Annotated in this window: 17 protein-coding genes; 4 read left to right on the top strand and 13 right to left on the bottom strand. The window is 66.8% G+C overall.

The features are described from left to right. Window positions 1-8: 8 nt before the first annotated feature. The 5 genes from ACAD63_RS28765 to ACAD63_RS28745 are packed head-to-tail and all read right to left on the bottom strand — an operon-like array spanning window position 9 to window position 4,662. Window positions 9-362, bottom strand: a complete 354-nt coding sequence (locus ACAD63_RS28765; RefSeq protein ID WP_135703837.1) for a Zn-ribbon domain-containing OB-fold protein — start codon at window positions 360-362, stop codon at window positions 9-11. Continuing rightward, entirely contained in the window at window positions 359-1,501 is a 1,143-nt protein-coding gene (locus ACAD63_RS28760) for a thiolase family protein (RefSeq protein ID WP_195431620.1), read from the bottom strand. Before ACAD63_RS28760 ends, ACAD63_RS28765 begins: the two co-directional genes overlap by 4 nt. Before the next feature lies 1 nt (window position 1,502). After that, a complete protein-coding gene (locus ACAD63_RS28755; protein WP_434034144.1) occupies window positions 1,503-2,744 on the bottom strand; it encodes an ABC transporter substrate-binding protein in 1,242 nt (413 codons plus the stop codon). Between the two features lie 36 nt (window positions 2,745-2,780). Continuing rightward, window positions 2,781-3,836: a cyclase family protein gene (locus tag ACAD63_RS28750; RefSeq protein WP_434034143.1), complete on the bottom strand. Its 1,056-nt coding sequence runs from the start codon at window positions 3,834-3,836 to the stop codon at window positions 2,781-2,783. 1 nt (window position 3,837) lies between these two features. After that, window positions 3,838-4,662 carry an IclR family transcriptional regulator gene (locus tag ACAD63_RS28745; RefSeq protein ID WP_135703840.1) on the bottom strand — a complete coding sequence of 275 codons (825 nt, stop codon included), beginning with the start codon at window positions 4,660-4,662 and terminating at the stop codon, window positions 3,838-3,840. Between the two features lie 345 nt (window positions 4,663-5,007). Here ACAD63_RS28745 and garD point away from each other — a divergent pair, with 345 nt between their 5' ends. Next, window positions 5,008-6,567, top strand: coding sequence for a galactarate dehydratase (gene garD / locus ACAD63_RS28740; RefSeq protein ID WP_135703841.1), 1,560 nt, complete (start codon window positions 5,008-5,010; stop codon window positions 6,565-6,567). 72 nt (window positions 6,568-6,639) lie between these two features. Here garD and ACAD63_RS28735 read toward each other — a convergent pair whose 3' ends face one another. From ACAD63_RS28735 to ACAD63_RS28705, 7 genes are all read right to left on the bottom strand, one after another. Further along, entirely contained in the window at window positions 6,640-7,962 is a 1,323-nt protein-coding gene (locus ACAD63_RS28735) for a phosphoribosyltransferase family protein (protein ID WP_133095140.1), read from the bottom strand. 18 nt (window positions 7,963-7,980) lie between these two features. Further along, window positions 7,981-8,991 carry a zinc-dependent alcohol dehydrogenase family protein gene (locus ACAD63_RS28730; RefSeq protein WP_133095139.1) on the bottom strand — a complete coding sequence of 337 codons (1,011 nt, stop codon included), beginning with the start codon at window positions 8,989-8,991 and terminating at the stop codon, window positions 7,981-7,983. A gap of 34 nt (window positions 8,992-9,025) precedes the next feature. Next, window positions 9,026-9,481 (bottom strand): universal stress protein, encoded by a 456-nt coding sequence (locus ACAD63_RS28725; protein WP_434034142.1) that lies wholly within the window; start codon window positions 9,479-9,481, stop codon window positions 9,026-9,028. A gap of 87 nt (window positions 9,482-9,568) precedes the next feature. Then, window positions 9,569-10,048, bottom strand: coding sequence for a hypothetical protein (locus tag ACAD63_RS28720; protein WP_434034141.1), 480 nt, complete (start codon window positions 10,046-10,048; stop codon window positions 9,569-9,571). 593 nt (window positions 10,049-10,641) lie between these two features. Continuing rightward, window positions 10,642-11,322 (bottom strand): hypothetical protein, encoded by a 681-nt coding sequence (locus ACAD63_RS28715; protein ID WP_135703845.1) that lies wholly within the window; start codon window positions 11,320-11,322, stop codon window positions 10,642-10,644. Next, window positions 11,319-12,725, bottom strand: a complete 1,407-nt coding sequence (locus tag ACAD63_RS28710; RefSeq protein WP_133095136.1) for a selenium-binding protein SBP56-related protein — start codon at window positions 12,723-12,725, stop codon at window positions 11,319-11,321. Before ACAD63_RS28710 ends, ACAD63_RS28715 begins: the two co-directional genes overlap by 4 nt. Window positions 12,726-12,971: 246 nt before the next feature. Then, window positions 12,972-13,910, bottom strand: coding sequence for a LysR family transcriptional regulator (locus tag ACAD63_RS28705; RefSeq protein WP_135703846.1), 939 nt, complete (start codon window positions 13,908-13,910; stop codon window positions 12,972-12,974). 111 nt (window positions 13,911-14,021) lie between these two features. Here ACAD63_RS28705 and ACAD63_RS28700 point away from each other — a divergent pair, with 111 nt between their 5' ends. Then, window positions 14,022-14,762, top strand: coding sequence for an SDR family oxidoreductase (locus tag ACAD63_RS28700; RefSeq protein WP_135703847.1), 741 nt, complete (start codon window positions 14,022-14,024; stop codon window positions 14,760-14,762). Window positions 14,763-14,822: 60 nt separating this feature from the next. On the opposite strand, the gene ACAD63_RS28695 is transcribed toward ACAD63_RS28700, so the two are convergent. Then, window positions 14,823-15,518, bottom strand: coding sequence for a TetR/AcrR family transcriptional regulator (locus ACAD63_RS28695; RefSeq protein ID WP_135703848.1), 696 nt, complete (start codon window positions 15,516-15,518; stop codon window positions 14,823-14,825). A gap of 288 nt (window positions 15,519-15,806) precedes the next feature. Between ACAD63_RS28695 and ACAD63_RS28690 the strand changes: the two genes are divergently transcribed. Together ACAD63_RS28690 and ACAD63_RS28685 are read left to right on the top strand one after the other, a co-directional pair. Beyond that, complete coding sequence (locus ACAD63_RS28690) at window positions 15,807-17,531, top strand: AMP-binding protein (RefSeq protein ID WP_195431631.1); 1,725 nt, start codon at window positions 15,807-15,809, stop codon at window positions 17,529-17,531. 46 nt (window positions 17,532-17,577) lie between these two features. Then, window positions 17,578-17,969, top strand: a 392-nt coding sequence (locus tag ACAD63_RS28685) for an acyl-CoA dehydrogenase family protein (protein ID WP_434034140.1), incomplete at its 3' end; no start/stop codon positions are given.

The raw sequence follows: 17,969 nt of genomic DNA, 5'->3' as shown, positions 1-17,969 counted from the left end.
GGAAGGCGCTATTCGCGCAGGAAACGCAGCAGCGTCCCTTCGCCGAAGCGCAGGAAGCCTGCGCGCACGCGCTCGCCGATCGCCACGCCGGGCTCGGCATGGCCCATCACGCGCGGGCCTTCGTCCAGCGTGGCCAGCACCAGCGTGTAGGGCGCCAGCGCGCGGAAGGCCCCGGCCGGGGCGCGGCTGATCTCGGTGACCGCATACACCGTGGCCAGCCCGCCGGCATCGCGCCAGCGCAACTGCAGGCTGCCGCAGGCGCGGCAGGCGTGCCGTTCCAGCGGCTGCCAGGCTCCGCAGTCGTCGCAACACTGGTAGCGCACCACGCCGGCATCGAGTCCGTCGGTATAGGGATGGCTCATGGCGCGGCCTCCAGCACCAGGCTGACATGCGACGACAGCACGCCACCGTCGGCATGGAACAGCGCGCGGCGGCGCTTGCTCAGTTGACGTTCCCCGGCGCGGCCCGCGAGCTGGCGCGCGGCTTCGGCAAGATGCATCAGGCCGCCTGCCGCGCCGGAATGGCCGAACGCAAGCAGCCCGCCATGCGTGTTGAGCGGCAGCGCGCCGGCGCGGCTGAAATCGCCGGCTTGCAGGCGCGCGTGCGCTTGCCCGCGCGGCGCCAGTCCGAGTTCTTCCAGCAGCATGACCAGCGTGATGGTGAACGAGTCGTAGATCGCGAGGCAGTCGATGCCGTCCACGCTGCCGCCCGCCTCGGCGAAGGCGCACTGCGCGGCCTCGGCGGCGCCGGTCTGCATCACGTCGTCGATGGCGCCCAGGTGCTGGTGCCGGTGTGCCTGCCCTGCGCCGGCGATGCGCACCGGCGTGCCCGCGCCGGGTTCCGCGGAAACGATCACCGCCACCGCGCCATCGGAAATCGGGCAGCAGTCGGACAGCCGCAGCGGCGTGGCGATCGGGCGGGCGGCGCGCGCCTGCGCGAGCGACAGCGGCTCGCGCAGGTGCGCATCCGGATGGCCGGCGGCATGCTCGCGCATCAGCACGGCAAAGCCGGACAGCGCATCGGCACCCATGCCGGTCTCATGCAGGTAGCGCGACGCCAGCAGCGCGTAGTAGGCCGGCACCGAGGCGCCGTTGGGCACCTCGGCATGCGGCTCGCCCACCTGCGCCAGCGTCTGGATCGACTGGTCACGGCTCTGGCCGCTGAGGCGGTTCTCGCCCGTCACCACCAGCACGTGGCGGCAGCGGCCGGCGCGCACCAGCTCATGCGCCAGCATGGCCATCACGCCGCCGGTGGCGCCGCCCGCGGCCACGCCGTGGGCGTAGGCGGGCGTGAGCGAGGCGTATTCGCAGAAGCGGTCGGCCAGCATCAGGTGCGGCAGCGTGGTGGCATAGCCGCACAGCACGCCGTCGATGCCGGCGCGCGCCAGCCCGGCATCGGCCAGCGCGGCATCGGCGGCCTGTGCCATCAGCGCCAGCGGCGTGCTGCCCTCGATGCGGCCGAAGCGGGTGTTGCCGCTGCCGCGCAGGTAGGTGGCGAGCATGTCAGTGCTTGAGCAGAGGGCATTGCGACTTCGATGCCGGCATGAAGGCCTGCTCGCCGGGTACTGTCGCCACCACCTTGTAGTAGTCCCATGGATACCGGGATTCGGCCGGCGTCTTCACCTCGAACAGGTACATGTCGTGGATCATGCGGCCGTCCTCGCGAATGCGGCCGTTCCTTGCGAAGAAGTCGTTGATCGGCAGCGACTTCATCTTCTTCATCACCGCCGCGGTCTCGTCGGTGCCCGCCGCCTGCACCGCCTTCAGGTAGTGCATCACCGACGAATACGCGCCGGCCTGGCTCATGTTGGGCATCTTCTTCAGCTTCTCGAAATAGCGGCGCGACCACGCGCGCGTGGCATCGTTCATGTCCCAGTAGAAGGCTTCGGTGAGCACGAGGCCGCCCGCGGTCTTCAGCCCGATGGCGTGGATATCGTTGATGTAGAGCAGCAGTCCCGCCATGCGCTGCGCGCCGTTGCGCGTGAGGCCGAACTCCGACGCCGCCTTGATCGCATTGATGGTGTCGCCGCCCGCATTGGCCAGTCCCACGACTTGCGCCTTGCTGGCCTGCGCCTGCAGCAGGTACGAGGCAAAGTCGCTGGCGCCGATCGGGTGGCGCGCGGCGCCCACCACCTTGCCCCCGGTTTCGTTGATCACCGCGGTGGCGGAGTCCTGCAGCGTATGCCCGAAAGCGTAGTCGGCGGTCAGGAAGAACCAGGTCTTGCCGCCGCGCTGCACCGTGGCGCGCGCGGTGGTATTGGCAAGCGCATAGGTGTCGTAGGCGTAGTGCACCGACACCGGCGTGCACAGGTCGTTGGTGATGCGCTCGGTGCCCGGCCCCGAGAACACCACGATGCGGTTCTTCTGCTTCGCCACTTCCAGCACGGCCAGCGCTGGCGCCGAGGCGGCCACGTCGAGGATGGCATCGACATTGCCGGTGTCGTACCACTCGCGCGCCTTGTTGGCCGCGATATCGGCCTTGTTCTGGTGATCGACCACCACCAGCTCGATCTTCCTGCCCAGCACCTTGCCGCCGAAATCGTCGATGGCCATCTGCGCCGCGGTGGCGCTGCCGCGGCCGGTGACATCGGCGTACAGGCCGCTCATGTCGAGCAGCATGCCGAGCTTGACCACGTCGTCGGAGATCGCAGTCTTGGGCTGTGCGTGCGCGGCGCCGCAGGCAAGCGCCGCGGCCAGGGCCAGGACGCCGGCGGCCCGGCGCTGGATCGAATGGCGAAGCTTCATGGTGTCTCCTCTGGCGTGTTGTGGTTCTTGTTTGGGCTAGACGGTAGCAATCGGCGTCACCGGCGACCCCACCGCCCCCGGCAGCCGCAGCGGCGGCGCGGTCAGCTGGAAGCGGGTGCGGCCATTGGCGCGCAGCCAGTCGGCCAGCTCGCGCAGGTACCACAGCTCGCCCAGCGGCAGGCCCAGCTTGAACAGGCAGTGGTGGTGCAGCGGCAGCAGCGGGTGGTGCCGGTCGCCATCGGGCGCGGGGCGGGCCGGGTAGCGCTCGACCGCGTAGTTGTCGGCGATCAGCGCGGCGATGCCGGCGTCGGTGATCCACTGCAGCAGGCGGTCGTCGCGGCCGTCTAGCGCGCAGCAGCTGTGGTGCAGCACGGCTTCGTCGGGCTCGCGCTGCATCGACAGCACCACCTCGGCAAAGCCGGTGCGCAGCAGCAGCATGTCGCCGGGCTCGACCTCGGCCTTGCCGGCGTCCATGGCGCGCATCAGGTCGTCATAGCCGATGTTGCGGAAGTCCTGGCCGTACACGTGCGCCAGGTCCACCAGCACGCCGCGGCCCTGCATGCCCTTGACCGCGAAGTTCTCGATGCCAAGCGCCTGCGCGGCGCTGTGGTCGTGGCCGCAAGGGTGGGCGGCGAAGTGGTCGTCTTCGGCGTAATCCACCGGACCGACGATATGCTCGTTGGCGCGGAAGCCGTTGTAGTAGACGCGCTCGGGCCGGCCGTCGCCGTCGGCATCGAACAGCGCGCCCACGTGCGCCAGCGCATCCCACTGCGTGCTGTACTGCAGGCACATCAGCACCTGGTCGTCGCTGATCACGTCGGTGGCGGCGGGATCGACCTTGGCGAGCGGGAAGTTGAGGTAGGGGCTGTCGTCGCGAAATGTCGGGCGCAACTGCGGCGGGTGCCGGCGCGGGTTGAGCTTGTTGCCGCCCGGGTAGTCCAGCGGCAGCGACAGGCAGAAGCTGATGCCGGCCCGCACCTCGCGCGCGCCCTTGACGACCTGCTCGGGGCCGATCAGGTTGACGCGGCCGAGCTGGTCGTCGGGGCCGAAATCGCCCCAGTTGGAGCCTTGCGGACGTTGCTTCCAGCGCATGTCATGCCTCCTCTCGCGTACGTGGCCGGGTAGCCGGCCGTTGGATGTCGGGTTTGATATCTGGCTTCACGGCGGCGTGCGAGCGCCAGTGCTCGCAGATGGCGTCGGCCTCGCGCAGCAGTGCTCGCGCCATCGCGGCCTCGCGGCTGGTGATGCGATCGTTGAGCGCCGCAATGCTGATCGCGCCCAGCGGGTAGCCGTCGGGGCCGGGCAGGGCGATGGCGATGCCGCCCATGCGCTCGACCACGACGTCCAGCAATACGGCGTAGCCGCGCTCGCGCGTGGCCTGCACATGGCCCAGCAGCATGTCGCGGCTGAAGCGCGGGTAGCGGCGCATGGCCGGGGCGATGCCGTCGAGCACAGCGTCGACCTCGGCATCAGGCAGCGCGGCCAGCAGCGCCAGGCTGCCGGCGCCGATGCCCAGCGGCCGGCGGCTGCCGATGTCCAGGTAGTTGGCGCGGATCGGGAAGGTGCCCAGCCGCAATTCGATGCAGACCGATTCGCAGCCGCTCGGCACGGACAGGATGGCGCTGTCCTCGAAGGCATTGGCCAGCCGGATCAGCGCGGGGCGTACCAGCGGGCGCAGGTCGGTGCGCGCCAGCGTGGCGGCATGCAGCGCCAGCCATTCGCGCCCCGGCGTGAAGGCCTTGGTGGCGGGATCGCGCTCAACCAGTCCCTCGGCCGCCAGCGTTTCAAGCAGGCGCAGCGCCGAAGCCTTGTCGACGCCGGCGGCCAGCGCCAGATCGGTCAGGCGGCTGTTGCGGGCATCGGTCAGCGCGCGCAGCAGGCGGCAGGCTTTCTGCAGCGAGGTGCTCGGGGTGGTCACGGCGGCGGTCTCCTGGTCCGGTTTTCGTCACGTGAAACCGGTTGAAGCCGTTATAAGCCATCCGTCGCCGCCCGTCATTCTGCGTTGCCAAAAAGTTTTGCCGGATGAAATCAATGGCTGTCGGCGACTGGATAAACCATTGTTGTCGTACAACAATCGATGGAAATCAACAGATGTCAACGAAAAATTCGCGTCTATGCGGCAATTTAATGCAGGATATGACGCATAGGCTACTCGAGATCAGGGTAAGCCCGGACACAAGCTTGCGCCATAGCCTCTACAATGTCGTCAGACAACGTAACACGTGACTGGCATAGTGCCGTCCCCTGAAGAAAGCCTGCAATCATGAGCGAAGCGACTCCAGCACCGGCATCGCGCCCCCTCTACATCACGATGCACCCCGACGACAACGTCGCCATCGTCGCCAACGACGGCGGGCTGCCGGCCGGCGCCACGTTCCCCTGCGGCCTGACGCTGGTCGAAGGCGTGCCGCAGGGTCACAAGGTCGCATTGACGGACTTGCGCGAAGGCGACGAGGTGATCCGCTACAACGTCGTGATCGGCTACGCGTTGAAGGAGCTGCCGCGCGGCAGCTGGATCAACGAGCGCGTGATCCGCATGCCGGCCGCGCCGGAGCTGCACGACCTGCCGGTCGGCACGCGCGTCAGGCCGCTGCCGCCGCTGGAGGGCTACACCTTCGAGGGCTACCGCAATGCGGACGGCTCGGTCGGCACGCGCAATATCCTCGGCATCACCACCACCGTGCAGTGCGTGGAGGGCGTGGTCGAGTTTGCCGTGCGGCGCATCAAGGAAGAGCTGCTGCCGAAGTACCCCAACGTCGACGACGTGGTGGGCCTGGAGCACACCTACGGCTGTGGCGTGGCGATCGATGCGCCGGATGCCGGCATCCCCATCCGCACGATCCGCAATATCGCGCTGAACCCCAACTTCGGCGGGGAAGTGATGATCGTCAGCCTGGGCTGCGAAAAGCTGCAGCCCGCGCGGCTGGTCAGCGCCGGCACCATCCCGATCCAGAAGGAAGGCGAGCCCGACGTGGTCTGCCTGCAGGACGAGCAGCACGTCGGCTTTGCCTCGATGATCGAGTCGATCATGGCGACGGCCGAGAAGCACCTGCAGCGCCTGGACGCGCGCCGGCGCGAGACCTGTCCCGCGTCCGACCTGGTGGTGGGCGTGCAGTGCGGCGGCAGCGATGCCTTCTCGGGCGTTACCGCCAATCCCGCGGTGGGTTTTGCCACCGACCTGCTGGTGCGCGCCGGTGGCACAGTGATGTTCTCCGAGGTCACCGAGGTCCGCGACGGCATCGACCAGCTCACCGCGCGCGCGGCCACGCCCGAAGTGGCCGAGGCGCTGATGAAGCAGATGGCCTGGTACGACGCCTACCTCGAGAAAGGCAAGGTCGACCGCAGCGCCAACACCACGCCGGGCAACAAGAAGGGCGGCCTGTCCAATATCGTGGAAAAGGCGATGGGCTCGATCGTCAAGTCCGGCACCGGGCCGATCCATGGCGTCAGCGGACCGGGCGAGAAGGTCACGCAGAAGGGTTTGATCTATGCCGCCACGCCGGCGGGCGATTTTGTCTGCGGCACGCTGCAGCTGGCCGCCGGCATGAACCTGCACGTTTTCACTACCGGCCGCGGCACGCCGTATGGGCTGGCCGAGGTGCCGGTGATCAAGGTCTCGACCCGCAACGACCTGGCACGCCGCTGGCACGACCTGATGGACGTCAACGCCGGCCGCATCGCCACCGGCGAAGCCACCATCGAAGAGGTGGGCCGGGAGCTGTTCCACACGCTGCTGGCGGTGGCCAGCGGCAAGAAGTCATGGGCGGAACACTGGAAGATCAGGAACGCGCTGGTGCTGTTCAATCCGGCGCCGGTGACTTGAGGTATCGGCTGTCGGGTCTGTGATGGCGGCGGCGGCTGCTATTCGCCACCGGGTGTAGCCGGCCAGCATATGTCATCCACCGTACCCCAGCCTGGAACACGATTGAGGCGCAAGGTGCCTCTCGAACCAGGCTATCGTGAGTGTTGCGACGTCTTCCAGGGCCTTGCGGTCTTCGAATCCTCGGCCATTCGTCGGGATGAGCCTCAACTGCCGCGGGCAATGCATTTGCTCAAACGCAAGATTGTTGATCTGAATGTTCTTTGGGTCGCCGCTTGCACATATCAGCAGCGCAGGGATATCGAGGCGCTGCAGGCTGGCGGCACCAGCGAGATCCGGTCGTCCTGCAACACAGGCCACCGCGCGAAGTTGTGCCTCGCCGTACGCGGCCGAGCGCAGGGCCGCAGCTGAGGCGGTGCCGGTACTAAGCAGGCCGACAGGGAGGTCTGCGCAGGGTGTTCCGCCATGCAGGAAGCCCAGCGTCTGGTTCAACCTTGCCACCAGCTCATCGACATCCGACTCGGGCGCGTCGTCGAAGCGGCTGTCAGGCTGCAGGTCCACAAGCACGGTGGCGAATCCTTTCGCGCGTAGCTTGCGTGCCAGGTAATGACTGCGGACGTCGCGGCGTTCCGCGCCACCGGCATGAATCATCACCGCGACCCCGATGGGATTCGCGGCGGTTTCGAACATGACTCGCAGGCAAGTCGTCCCATATGGAACCAGCATCGCTCTGCTGATTGCCGGCACGCGCGCCTCCACCCCTGGCCGGGCATGGCCTGGGGATTGCACTGGCAGCATGGCTGTCACCTGCCGGACAAAATCGTCGGTGACCAGACTGAACTCGTGATAGAAATGCGCGAGATTTTCGATGGACTCCGGGGTATCCAGGCAGATGACTTCATCCACCAGCGCCCGGATCCTGTCCAGTCCCGCTCTTGAGGCGATCGGAAGCGCGCATATGAGTCGAGCGGGCTGCCGCTTGCGCAGGCGCGAGAGGGCCGCATACATCGTCGCGCCGCTCACCAGGCCGTCATCCACGACAATCACCACGCGACCGCCCGGATCCGCCTGCTTGCGAACCGGCTTATAGACCGCGCGCTGCCTGCGAAGCTGGTCGAACTGGGCGTCACGCTGTCGGCTGGCGTCGCCATGCGCATTCGCTTCGCCCGTGCACCACGTCATGCCTGTGTCGTCCAGCGCCATCCCTGGGGTGATGCGGCGCGCCATCACGAGATCGAATTCGGCGTCCAGCGCGTCGGCGACGACGCGCCCGACCGGCACTCCGCCACGAGGGATCGCCAGAACCAGGGCGCCGGTTCCCCGATACGCATGCAAGGCCCGCGCCAGTTCCGTTCCGGCATGTTCACGGGTCTGAAAACGTGTTTGATATGGGCGCATTCTAGAACTGAAGGAGAATCAACGATGAATCTGCAAGACCGCGGCGCCGGAAAGGCGGCCGTCACGCAGATCGGCCAAAGCCTCATTGGCCTGCTCAAGCGGATACGCGGTGGTGTGTGTATGCAGCAAGGTGCGGGCGGCGATCTCCATCAGCGCAATCCCGTCGGCGCGCGTCAGGTTGGCGACGGAACACAGGCGCCTCTCTTCCCAAAGCAGTTCGTAAGGCATGCCTGGGATATCGCTCATGTGGATGCCGCCGCAGACAACGGTGCCACCTTTATCGACGGCGCGTAGCGCTTTGGGCACCAGTGCGCCCACCGGCGCGAAAATCAGCGCGGCGTCCAGAGGCACCGGAGGCGGGAGGTCGCTCGAGCCGGCCCAGCACGCTCCAGTCTGGTATGCCAGTTGCTGGGCGCCCGTGTCGCCAGTGCGGGTGAAAGCGTAGACTTCCCGGCCTTGTGCCACGGCAATTTGCGAAACCAGGTGGGCGGCTGCGCCGAAGCCATAGATGCCGATGCGGCGTGTATCGGCGGCAGGCCCTGCCATGCGCAGCGTCCGGTAGCCGATCAGGCCGGCACAGAGCAGCGGGGCAGCGTGTTCGTCATCGTAGGCAGGCGGAATCCGAAAGCAATACCTGCTGTCTGCGACAACATATTCAGCGTAGCCGCCATCGCGCGTATAGCCCGTAAATAGCGGTGCATCGCAGAGGTTTTCGTGATGACGCTGGCAGTAGCGACAGTGGCCGCAGGTATGGCCAAGCCATGGCACACCCACGCGGTCGCCCGGCCCGAAGGCGGTGACACCCGCTCCGCAAGCATCCACCCGTCCAACGATCTCGTGTCCGGGGATGAGCGCCGGTTTGGGATGGCGCAGGTCGCCGTCTACGATATGCAGGTCGGTCCGGCATACGCCGCAGGCAGAAACAGCGATGCGTACCTCATCCGGCCCGGGCTCGGGGACTGGCCCGTGTACCAGGACCAAAGGCTGCCCCGCGCCTGCAAATTGCATGGCTCGCATGGTCTCGGGCATGCAGGTGTCCTTGTCGGTGCCCCGGCGTGGGGCGTCAGCCTTCGATTTCGCTGCGGACCAGCAAGACCGGCTTGGTTGTCTGGGCCAGTACGCCTTCCGCCACGCTGCCCATCAGCAGCCGCCTGACGCCGCGCCGCCCGTGCGTGCCCATGACAATCATGTCGGCATTCCAATTGTCGGCTTCGGTGGCGATGGTCGTGGAGATCCGCCCGGGAGCCACCGGCTTTTCGTCCAATTGCGTATGGCATCGGATTCCCGCCTGGCTGAGGCGTGCCGTCGCGGCGTCCAGTGCCTTGCGGCCGTACGAGATCTGCTGGTTCCCCAGTTCGCGGGGATCGAAATAGCCTGCCTCAAAGTACACATCGCTGTCATCGACCACAAACAACGCCTTGACTTCGGCGCCGGTGGCCGCGGCGATTGCGATGGCCTGGCTGAGCGCCAGGTCGGAGGAGTGGCTGCCGTCCACGGCGAGCAAGAGGCGCTGGTACATGCGATGCTCCTTTGGGATGGGACTGCATAGTCCCTGGGTCTGATGCATTCAGCCTAGGCGGCAGTGTTGGATGGAACTTGATATTGGTCAAACCAAGGCGCGGCCCCCCGCATCGTGAGCAGGCCGGTGCAGCGGCCAAGCGCTTGCCAGTTCCCATTCCTGGAGGCGGCGCCTTGGGGCGGTGCCGCCTGCTGCACCCGACAAGAATCCATGCATTGTCAGTGACAAGAGCGGCACTTGTTCAACTCGGGTGACGCTGGGGCACAGGTGGCGCAGACGCGGCGATGCCGAATCCCGGGACGGAAAGAGGGCCCTGCCGCTTGCCCACTGCATGACGAAGGCCTGCATTGCGAGGATGTCACGCGGCCTCTGCATTGCCAGGAACTGTCTGGTGCATGCATGGGTGCCGGGAACGGCGCCATGGAACCATTGAAGGTTCCATTCCATCAGCGTCTCGAACTGTGAAAATGCTTTCTCGGAAAAGCACAGTACATCTGCCATACCCCTGAGGACTTCAAGATTGGCTTGCTGAGCCGCTGAAAGCTGGGCAAAGGGCAATCGATTCATGATCACGCTCCCGCATGTGAGCGCCACAGTCATCGGTTCGCAGTATGGCGCTCCGAGTGGAGACACTCCGGCAGAACCGGCTGGAGCCCCGCTCGAAAAATATGAAGCCCGACCCGTGCCTGTCCCGACTTGAGAATGCACCCCGGCCACGATCAAATATCGCCATGGCTTCAAGAAGCAGGGGTACGCAATCCCGATGAGACAAACAACGGGGGGATGAGTCGCTATCCGAGGGGATTTCCGGAGCCGCCAGGCGCGTTAGTGCGCCCTTGGCCGGCTCCGGACTAATAGAGGCAGGCGAGACCTACGCCTTGGAGTGGCCGCTCGCTGTCGAGCCGGCGCGGAATCGTCATTGCAGCGCCCATTTGCGAGGGTTTGGCCGCAACTTGGGAAAACGGCAGCGCATGCATGCTTCGTGAGCACAAATTATCGAAAGCGCGCGCCGTGATGTCCATCGCTCAGTTCCTCTGAAGAAGATTGAAAACGAGGTTCAGGGCATCATATCCACTTCGCAAGGAAAGGGCAAACCACTCCGGGCCGATGCCGTGCTGGTGGCGGCGATAATGCCGGGCGGGTGGTTCGGCTCGTCTGCGCTAATGCGGCGATGGCAGCTGGATGCCGCTGAATGCCAGCGCCAGCCCACCGACAAGCACCAGGCTGAGCGCCCACACCACGTCGAGGTTGAACCAGCTGCGCGACACGAATTTAAGCCCGACATAGCGATAGACCAGCCAGGCCACCACGCCCCCGGTGGCGATCAAGGCCGCGGCATGCACGACGGACACGAGCAGCGCCATCGAGACATTGGCGCCCATCAGCGCGGCGGCGGCCTTGTGGCCGGCATCCTCGTCGGCGCGGCACAGCCCGAGATAGATCGGCACCAGCATCAGCCCGGCGCCATGCGCGATTGCCACGGCGAAGGACCATAGCGCCAGGCGCCCCGGCCGAATGCGCGCCAGCGAGCGCGGATGGCGGCGCCAGGCCAGCAGCGCCAGCCCCCAGCCGATCACCAGCAGCCCCGCGGCAAACTGCAGCGGCGCCTGCCAGCGGGCCACCATGGCCAGCACGCCGAACGGCAGCATGACCGCGATCATCGCCAGCAGGTGGCCCAGCGCCAGCCATCCGAGCGCCGACACCACCGCGCGGTCCTGCCGCGCCAGCAACCCGTTCGACACGGCCAGCGGCCATCCCATCGCGGGATTCAGGCCGTGATAGATGCCGCTGGCCAGGACCGCCGACCACAGGCCGGCATGCTCCCAGGAGAACGCCGTCAAGACCGGACCGACGGATAGCAGAACGAGTCAGTCGAGCAGTCGCCGCCTTCCAGCCGCACCTGGTGCGCGCGGTAGCCGTCGGGGAATTCCAGCCAGTAGTCATCGGCCAGCGCCAATCCGCCCTCCGGCTCGGCGCGTCCCATCACCTGCACGCCGGGCACGCCGTCTGGATAGAACTGGTTGTCCCAGGTGGAGTAGAGCGAGTTGGTCCAGTAAACGCGCTTGCCGTCGCGGCTGATCTCGACCATCTGCGGGCCGCCGGCGAAGGTCTTGCCGTTCGGATGCGGCGTGCGCCGTGCAATGCCGCCGAGATGGACCGAGCCCGACAACCGTGGCTTGCGCGGGTCGGTGACGTCGTACTGGCGCATCTCGCCGGTGCCCCAGCACGACACGTACAGGAATTTGTCGTCGAGCGACAGGTCGATGTCGGTGATCAGCGGCGGCACCGCGCCGAAGCCCTGCAGCAACGGCGGCAGCAGGTCGGCCGAGGCCGGCTCGGGCGGGATGGTCGCGGTCTTTTCCGCGTGGAACTTGCCGCCTTCGCGCCACCAGGTCCAGATCGAGCCTTCCAGGTTGGTGGTGTCGACCACCACGCCGACAAAGCCGTATTCCCGCACCGGATCGTGCGCGGGCCTGACTTCCAGCGCCATCTGGTGGTTGGCGCCCAGGTCGATGGTCTGCACATTGCGCCGCGCGCGCAGGTCCCAGAAGTGCAGCTTGTGGCCGTACTTGTTGGAGAGCAGGTCTTCGGCCACCAGGCCGTTCTCGAACTGCGGCGGCAAGGCCCACTCGCTCGACACCATGTAGTCGCGCGGCAGGTTCCACCAGAAGTCGTAGTGCTTCTCCTGCTCGCCGCGGTCGATTTCCCAGCGGCCGAGCACCTCGAAGGTCTCGCAGTCCATGATGAAGATGCCGGGGAACCCGTCGGTGCCGTCCTGCCCCGCGCCGCCGAGCGTGCTGACGTAGATCCCTTCGGGGCCGCAATGCACGGTGTGCGGTCGCGAGTAGCCGGTCTTGCCGATGATCTCGTCCGGCTCGATGATCTTGTGGATGCGCGCCTGCGTGGGATGCGGCTTGGTGTCGACGATATAGATGCGCGACGAGCGCATGCCGGGAATGATCAGGTAGCGCCGCTCCAGGAACGCGTGGCCGGTCAGCGGCGACAGCGCGGAGGAACAGGCATTCCAGCCGAAGTGGTGCAGCTCGTCGCCCTTGTTGGTCATCGGCACGGTATGCACCACCGTGCTGTAGGTGGGCGAGCCGGGCTTGACGTCGATCACGGCCAGTGCGTCGGGGCGCGAGCCGTCGGGGCTCAGCAGCAGGGTGTAGGCGAATTCTTCCGGCGGTGCGCTCATCGCGAGCTGGGGCGACGGGTAAAACGTGGGATCCGGCCGCATGTTCATGGTTAGCCCTCCTTGTTCTACGCCGGTCACATGCCGCGAGATCGCGCAGGCCGGCATGGCAGCGTCCGCGCACGGAAGTGGACTTCAAGCGTACTTAGCCTAGGTCGTTCTCTATCCCTAGTCAAACGGGCCGGCACGCCGCCGCAGGGCCGTTCTCGTCACGCTGGAGATGCGTGGCGCGTGGGCATGCGCCGGCCGCACGCGACTCAATGCGACTTGGCGCGCTTTAGCGTGCCTTGGCGCGGCTTAACGCACCGGCCGGATGCCGGCATCAAAGCGCGCCGCCAGCCCGTGGTCGCGGAACGCCGCTACCACGAAGTCGATGAACACGCGCGTCTTCGGCGGCAGCAGCGTCTTGTTCGGGTAGTACAGCGAGATCGGCCCGTTGTCGGCATGCCATCCGGGCAGCAGGCGCACCAGCGCACCGCTTTCCAGCCATCGCGCCGCATGCGGCGTCGGCAGCAGGGCCACGCCGTAGCCGAGCATGGCCGCGTGCGCCATTGCCTCGGGGTCGTCGAAGATCATGCGCGTGCGCTGCGTGACCGGTGCTTCTTCGCCCGACTCGCTGCGCAGCGTCCAGGTGCGCAGCCGGCCGGTCGGGCCCGAGCGCCGCACGATGCCGTCCAGCGCGGCCAGCTCGCCGGGGTGGCCCGGCATGGGCCTGCCCGCCATATAGGCGGGCGATGCGGTCGCGACGATGCAGGTCCGCGCCAGTTCGCGCGCCACCACGCCGTCGGTCAGTTCGATGCCGCCGCCGATGGCCGCGTCAAAACCGTCCTGGATCAGCTCCGCGGGGCGGTTGTCGAAATGCCAGTCCGGCACGATCGCCGGATAGCGCTGCAGGAACTCGCCCAGCAGCGGCACCAGGTGTTCGCGGCCGAAGGCGAGGGCCATGCTGACCTTGAGCGTGCCCGCTGGCTTGCCGGCGTCCTGCGAGGCGCTGGCAAAGGCATCGCGCAAGGTCGAGAACGGGCCCGAGACCTGCCGCAGGAACTGCTCGCCGCTGGCGGTCAGCGTCAGCTGGCGCGTGCTGCGCTGGAACAGCCGCAAGCCCAGGTGCGACTCCAGCCGCGCCACGTTCTTGCTGACCGCCGCTGGCGTCATGCCGAGCTGGCGTGCCGCCGCCGAAAAGCTGCCGGCTTCGGCACTCCGGACAAAGGATTCGAGCAGGTTCAGGGCTTCCATGGCCTCAGCTTATACCAACGGTTGAAAAAGCTGATGCCGGCTTGTGGCTAGCGAAGGGGCAATCCGCGAACGATACTGGGTTTGCCAACCAACCATTTCCCGGAGCATTCCATGGCCACCCTGACAGGAAAAACTGCATTCGTTACCGGCGGCGCCCGCGGCATCGGCGCGGCAATCGTGCGCCGGCTGGCGCGCGAAGGCGCCGCCGTCGCCTTCACCTACCAGAGCTCCGCGGCCGGCGCCAACGCGCTGGCGGAGGAAGTGGAAGCCTCCGGCGGACGCGCGCTGGCGTTTCAGGCCGACGCCGCGGACGCCGCCGCGCTGACCCGCGCCATCGACGACGCTGCGCGCCAGTTCGGCAAGCTTGACATCCTGGTCAACAACGCCGGCGTGCTGCGGCTGGGATCGGTAGAGACCCTGTCGCTGGAAGACTTCGACGAGACCCTGGCCGTCAATGTGCGCGCGGTGTTCGTGGCGGCCAGGGCGGCGCTGACGCACATGGGCGAGGGCGGCCGCATCATCAACATCGGCAGCACCAATGCCGAACGCATGCCGTTCCCCGGCGGCAGCGCGTATGCAATGAGCAAGTCCGCGCTGCTGGGGCTGGTGCAGGGCATGGCACGCGACCTGGGGCCGCGCGGCATCACCGTGAACAACATCCAGCCGGGACCGACCAATACCGACATGAACCCGGAAGCGGGGGATTTCGGCGCGGCGCTGCATAGCCTGATGGCGTTGCAGCGGCATGCCACGCCGGAGGAGATTGCCGGCATGGTGGCTTATGTCGCGGGTCCTGAAGCGGGCTTTGTCACAGGCGCCAGCCTGATGATCGACGGCGGTTTCAGCGCCTGAGCGCCAGGCAAGTAAGCCTTACGCACGCCAGCCAGCACGCCGGCCCCACGCCGGCGTGCCTCAGTCTTTCGTCGCCTTGCGCAGTGCCGCGCTGACCTCGCCGTAGAAGCCCCGCAGCTTCTCCAGCTCCAGGTCCACCGGCTGCAGCGCCGGCCACAGCAGCGCCACCATGTCACGCGCGGTCTTCTCGATATCGACCTCGCGCTGCCGCGCGATCGCATCCCACAGGATGTGTTCCATCGGCCCCAGGATGGCCGAGCGCAGCAGGCTCAGCGGCAGGTCGCCACGGATCTCGCCATTGCTGCGCGCCCGCGCCAGCAGATCCATAAGCGGCGCCGTATAGCGGCGCTGCAGCGGCAGGAACACCTCGCCCAGCCCGGGCCCCTTGGCCCGGCCTTCCGACAGCACCAGCGCGCACAGCCCGGTCCCCTGGATCAGGAACAGGCGCAGGTGCGTCTTCACGTAGAACTCCAGCTGCGCCTTGGTGGGCTGGCCGTGCGGCATGCCCTGTTCCAGCGTGCTGATGATCTCGTCGTACCAGTCTTCGATCACGCGCACGCACAGCTCGCGCTTGCCGTGGAAATAGGTAAAGACCGTCCCCTCGGAGACGCCCAGGCGCTGGGCGATCTCGGTGGTGGTGGCGCGCTCGTAGCCAAGCTCGGCGAACACGTCGCGGCTCACGCGCAGGATGTCGCGGATGCGCTGCTCGGCCTTGGCTCCGGCGGGAACGCGGCGCCGGGAACTGGTGTCTTCCATGTTGTCGGGGGTGTGGACGTCGGTCTCGTGGCGAGGATTATAGTGCGCCGCTCGCCAAAACTTGAGTAAAGCTCAAAATTAATATTGCGTTCTGCCTCCCGAGCGTGTACTTTTCACTCGTCGGCGCCACAGGCCGCACCGGCGGGCGAGGGCAGGTGCCGAAGGATTTAAGGGATTTCCCTGATGTGATGTCCCGCCAGCCCATCAAAGACAATGACCACGGCGTGAATTGAGTGATACTCACAAAACGCCGGGCGCACGGAACGCCACCGAGCTTTGGAGACCAGTATGACGATGCAGGGCGAGTCCCAATCCACCATCCTGCCCCTGGGCGGGCTGTCGCATGTACGAGGCGAAACCAATATCCCTCTGTCCGAGCAGACGGTGCCGGAGCTGCTGGCGCAGACCGTCGCCCGCTTTGCGCAGCGTGACGCGGTCGCCTTCCGCGAGCAGGGCGTGCGCTGGACCTGGCAGCAGTTCGCCGAGGCCATCGATGCGCTGGCGGCGGGGCTGCACGCGCTCGGCCTGGTCCGTGGCGACCGCGTCGGCATCTGGTCGCCCAACCGCGTGGAATGGGTGGTGACGCAGTTTGCCACCGCGCGGCTCGGGCTGGTGCTGGTCAATATCAACCCGGCCTACCGGCTGTCCGAGCTGGAGTACGCGCTGAACAAGGTTGGCGTCAAGGCCATCGTCGCGGCCGAGGCGTTCAAGACCTCGCGCTACCTGGAGATGCTGCAGGCGCTGGCTCCGGAACTCGCTACCAGCGAGCCGGGAGCGCTGCAGGCCGCGCGGCTGCCGTCGCTGCGCTGGGTGATCCGCATGGGCGCGGGCGAGACCCCGGGCATGATCCGCTATGACGACGTGGTGGCGCGTGGCGCCGGCGTGGGCCGCGAATCGCTCGACGCCATCACCGCGCAGCTCGACCGCAACGACCCGATCAACGTGCAGTTCACCAGCGGCACCACTGGCGCGCCCAAGGGCGCCACGCTGACGCACCGGAACATCGTCAACAACGCGCGCTTTATCGCCATGGCGATGCGCTTTACCGAGCAGGACAAGCTGTGCATCCCGGTGCCGTTCTACCACTGCTTCGGCATGGTGCTCGCGGTGCTGGCGTGCGTCTCGACCGGCGCAGCGATGGTGTTCCCGGGCGAAGCCTTCGAGCCGGAAGCCACCATGCAGGCCGTCAGCGAGGAACGCTGCACCGCGCTGCACGGCGTGCCGACCATGTTTATCGCGCAGCTCGACCATCCGCGCTTCGGCGACTATGACTTCTCTTCGCTGCGCACCGGCATCATGGCCGGCTCGCCGTGCCCGATCGAGACCATGAAGCGCGTGGTATCGCAGATGCATATGTCCGAGGTGACGATTGCCTACGGCATGACCGAGACCAGCCCGGTCTCGTTCCAGAGCAGCACCACCGATCCGCTGGACAAGCGCACCACCACCGTCGGCCGCATCCAGCCACACCTGGAAGTCAAGGTGGTCGATGCCACCGGCGCCACGGTGCCGGTGGGCGAGAAGGGCGAGCTGTGCACGCGCGGCTACTCGGTGATGCTCGGCTACTGGGACGACGAAGCCCGCACCGCCGAAACCATCCGCGATGGCTGGATGCATACCGGCGATCTCGCCACCATCGACGAAGAGGGCTACTGCAATATCGTCGGCCGCGTGAAGGACATGCTGATCCGCGGCGGCGAGAACATCTACCCGCGCGAGATCGAGGAATTCCTGTTCCGCCATCCCAAGGTCCAGGCCGTGCAGGTGTTCGGCGTGCCGGACCAGAAGTACGGCGAGGAAGTGTGCGCGTGGATCGTGCTTAAGCCGGGCGAAAGCGCCACCGAGGAAGAGATCCGCGAGTTCTGCCGCAACCAGATCGCCCACTACAAGATCCCGCGCTACATCCGCTTCGTGAACGAGATGCCCCTGACGGTGACCGGCAAGGTGCAGAAGTTCGTGATGCGCGACCAGATGGTGCGCGACCTGAACCTCAGCGAATCCAAAACGGCCTGATCCCCACGCCGACATCGATTACCAGAACTTTCAAGACAACACTGCCATGACTACCTTGCCCGGCCTGAAATTCGACCTCGGCGAAGACATCGAGATGCTGCGCGATTCCGTGCGTACCTGGGCCCAGGCCGAACTGGCCCCGCGCGCGGGGGAGATCGACCGCACCGACCAGTTCCCGATGGACGCCTGGAAGAAGATGGGCGACCTCGGCGTGCTCGGCATCACCGTGGCCGAGGAATACGGCGGCGCCAACATGGGCTACCTGGCGCACATGATCGCGATGGAAGAGATCAGCCGCGCCTCGGCGTCGGTGGGCCTGTCGTACGGCGCGCACTCGAACCTGTGCGTGAACCAGATCCATCGCAACGGCACGGCCGCGCAGAAGGCGAAGTACCTGCCCAAGCTGGTGTCGGGCGAATGGATCGGCGCGCTGGCGAT

This window comes from Cupriavidus sp. a3 (genome assembly GCF_051015765.1).
Taxonomy (GTDB): domain Bacteria; phylum Pseudomonadota; class Gammaproteobacteria; order Burkholderiales; family Burkholderiaceae; genus Cupriavidus; species Cupriavidus oxalaticus_A.
The sequence above is the reverse complement of the archived record's forward strand: the minus strand, read 5'-3'. Positions and strand labels throughout refer to the sequence as shown.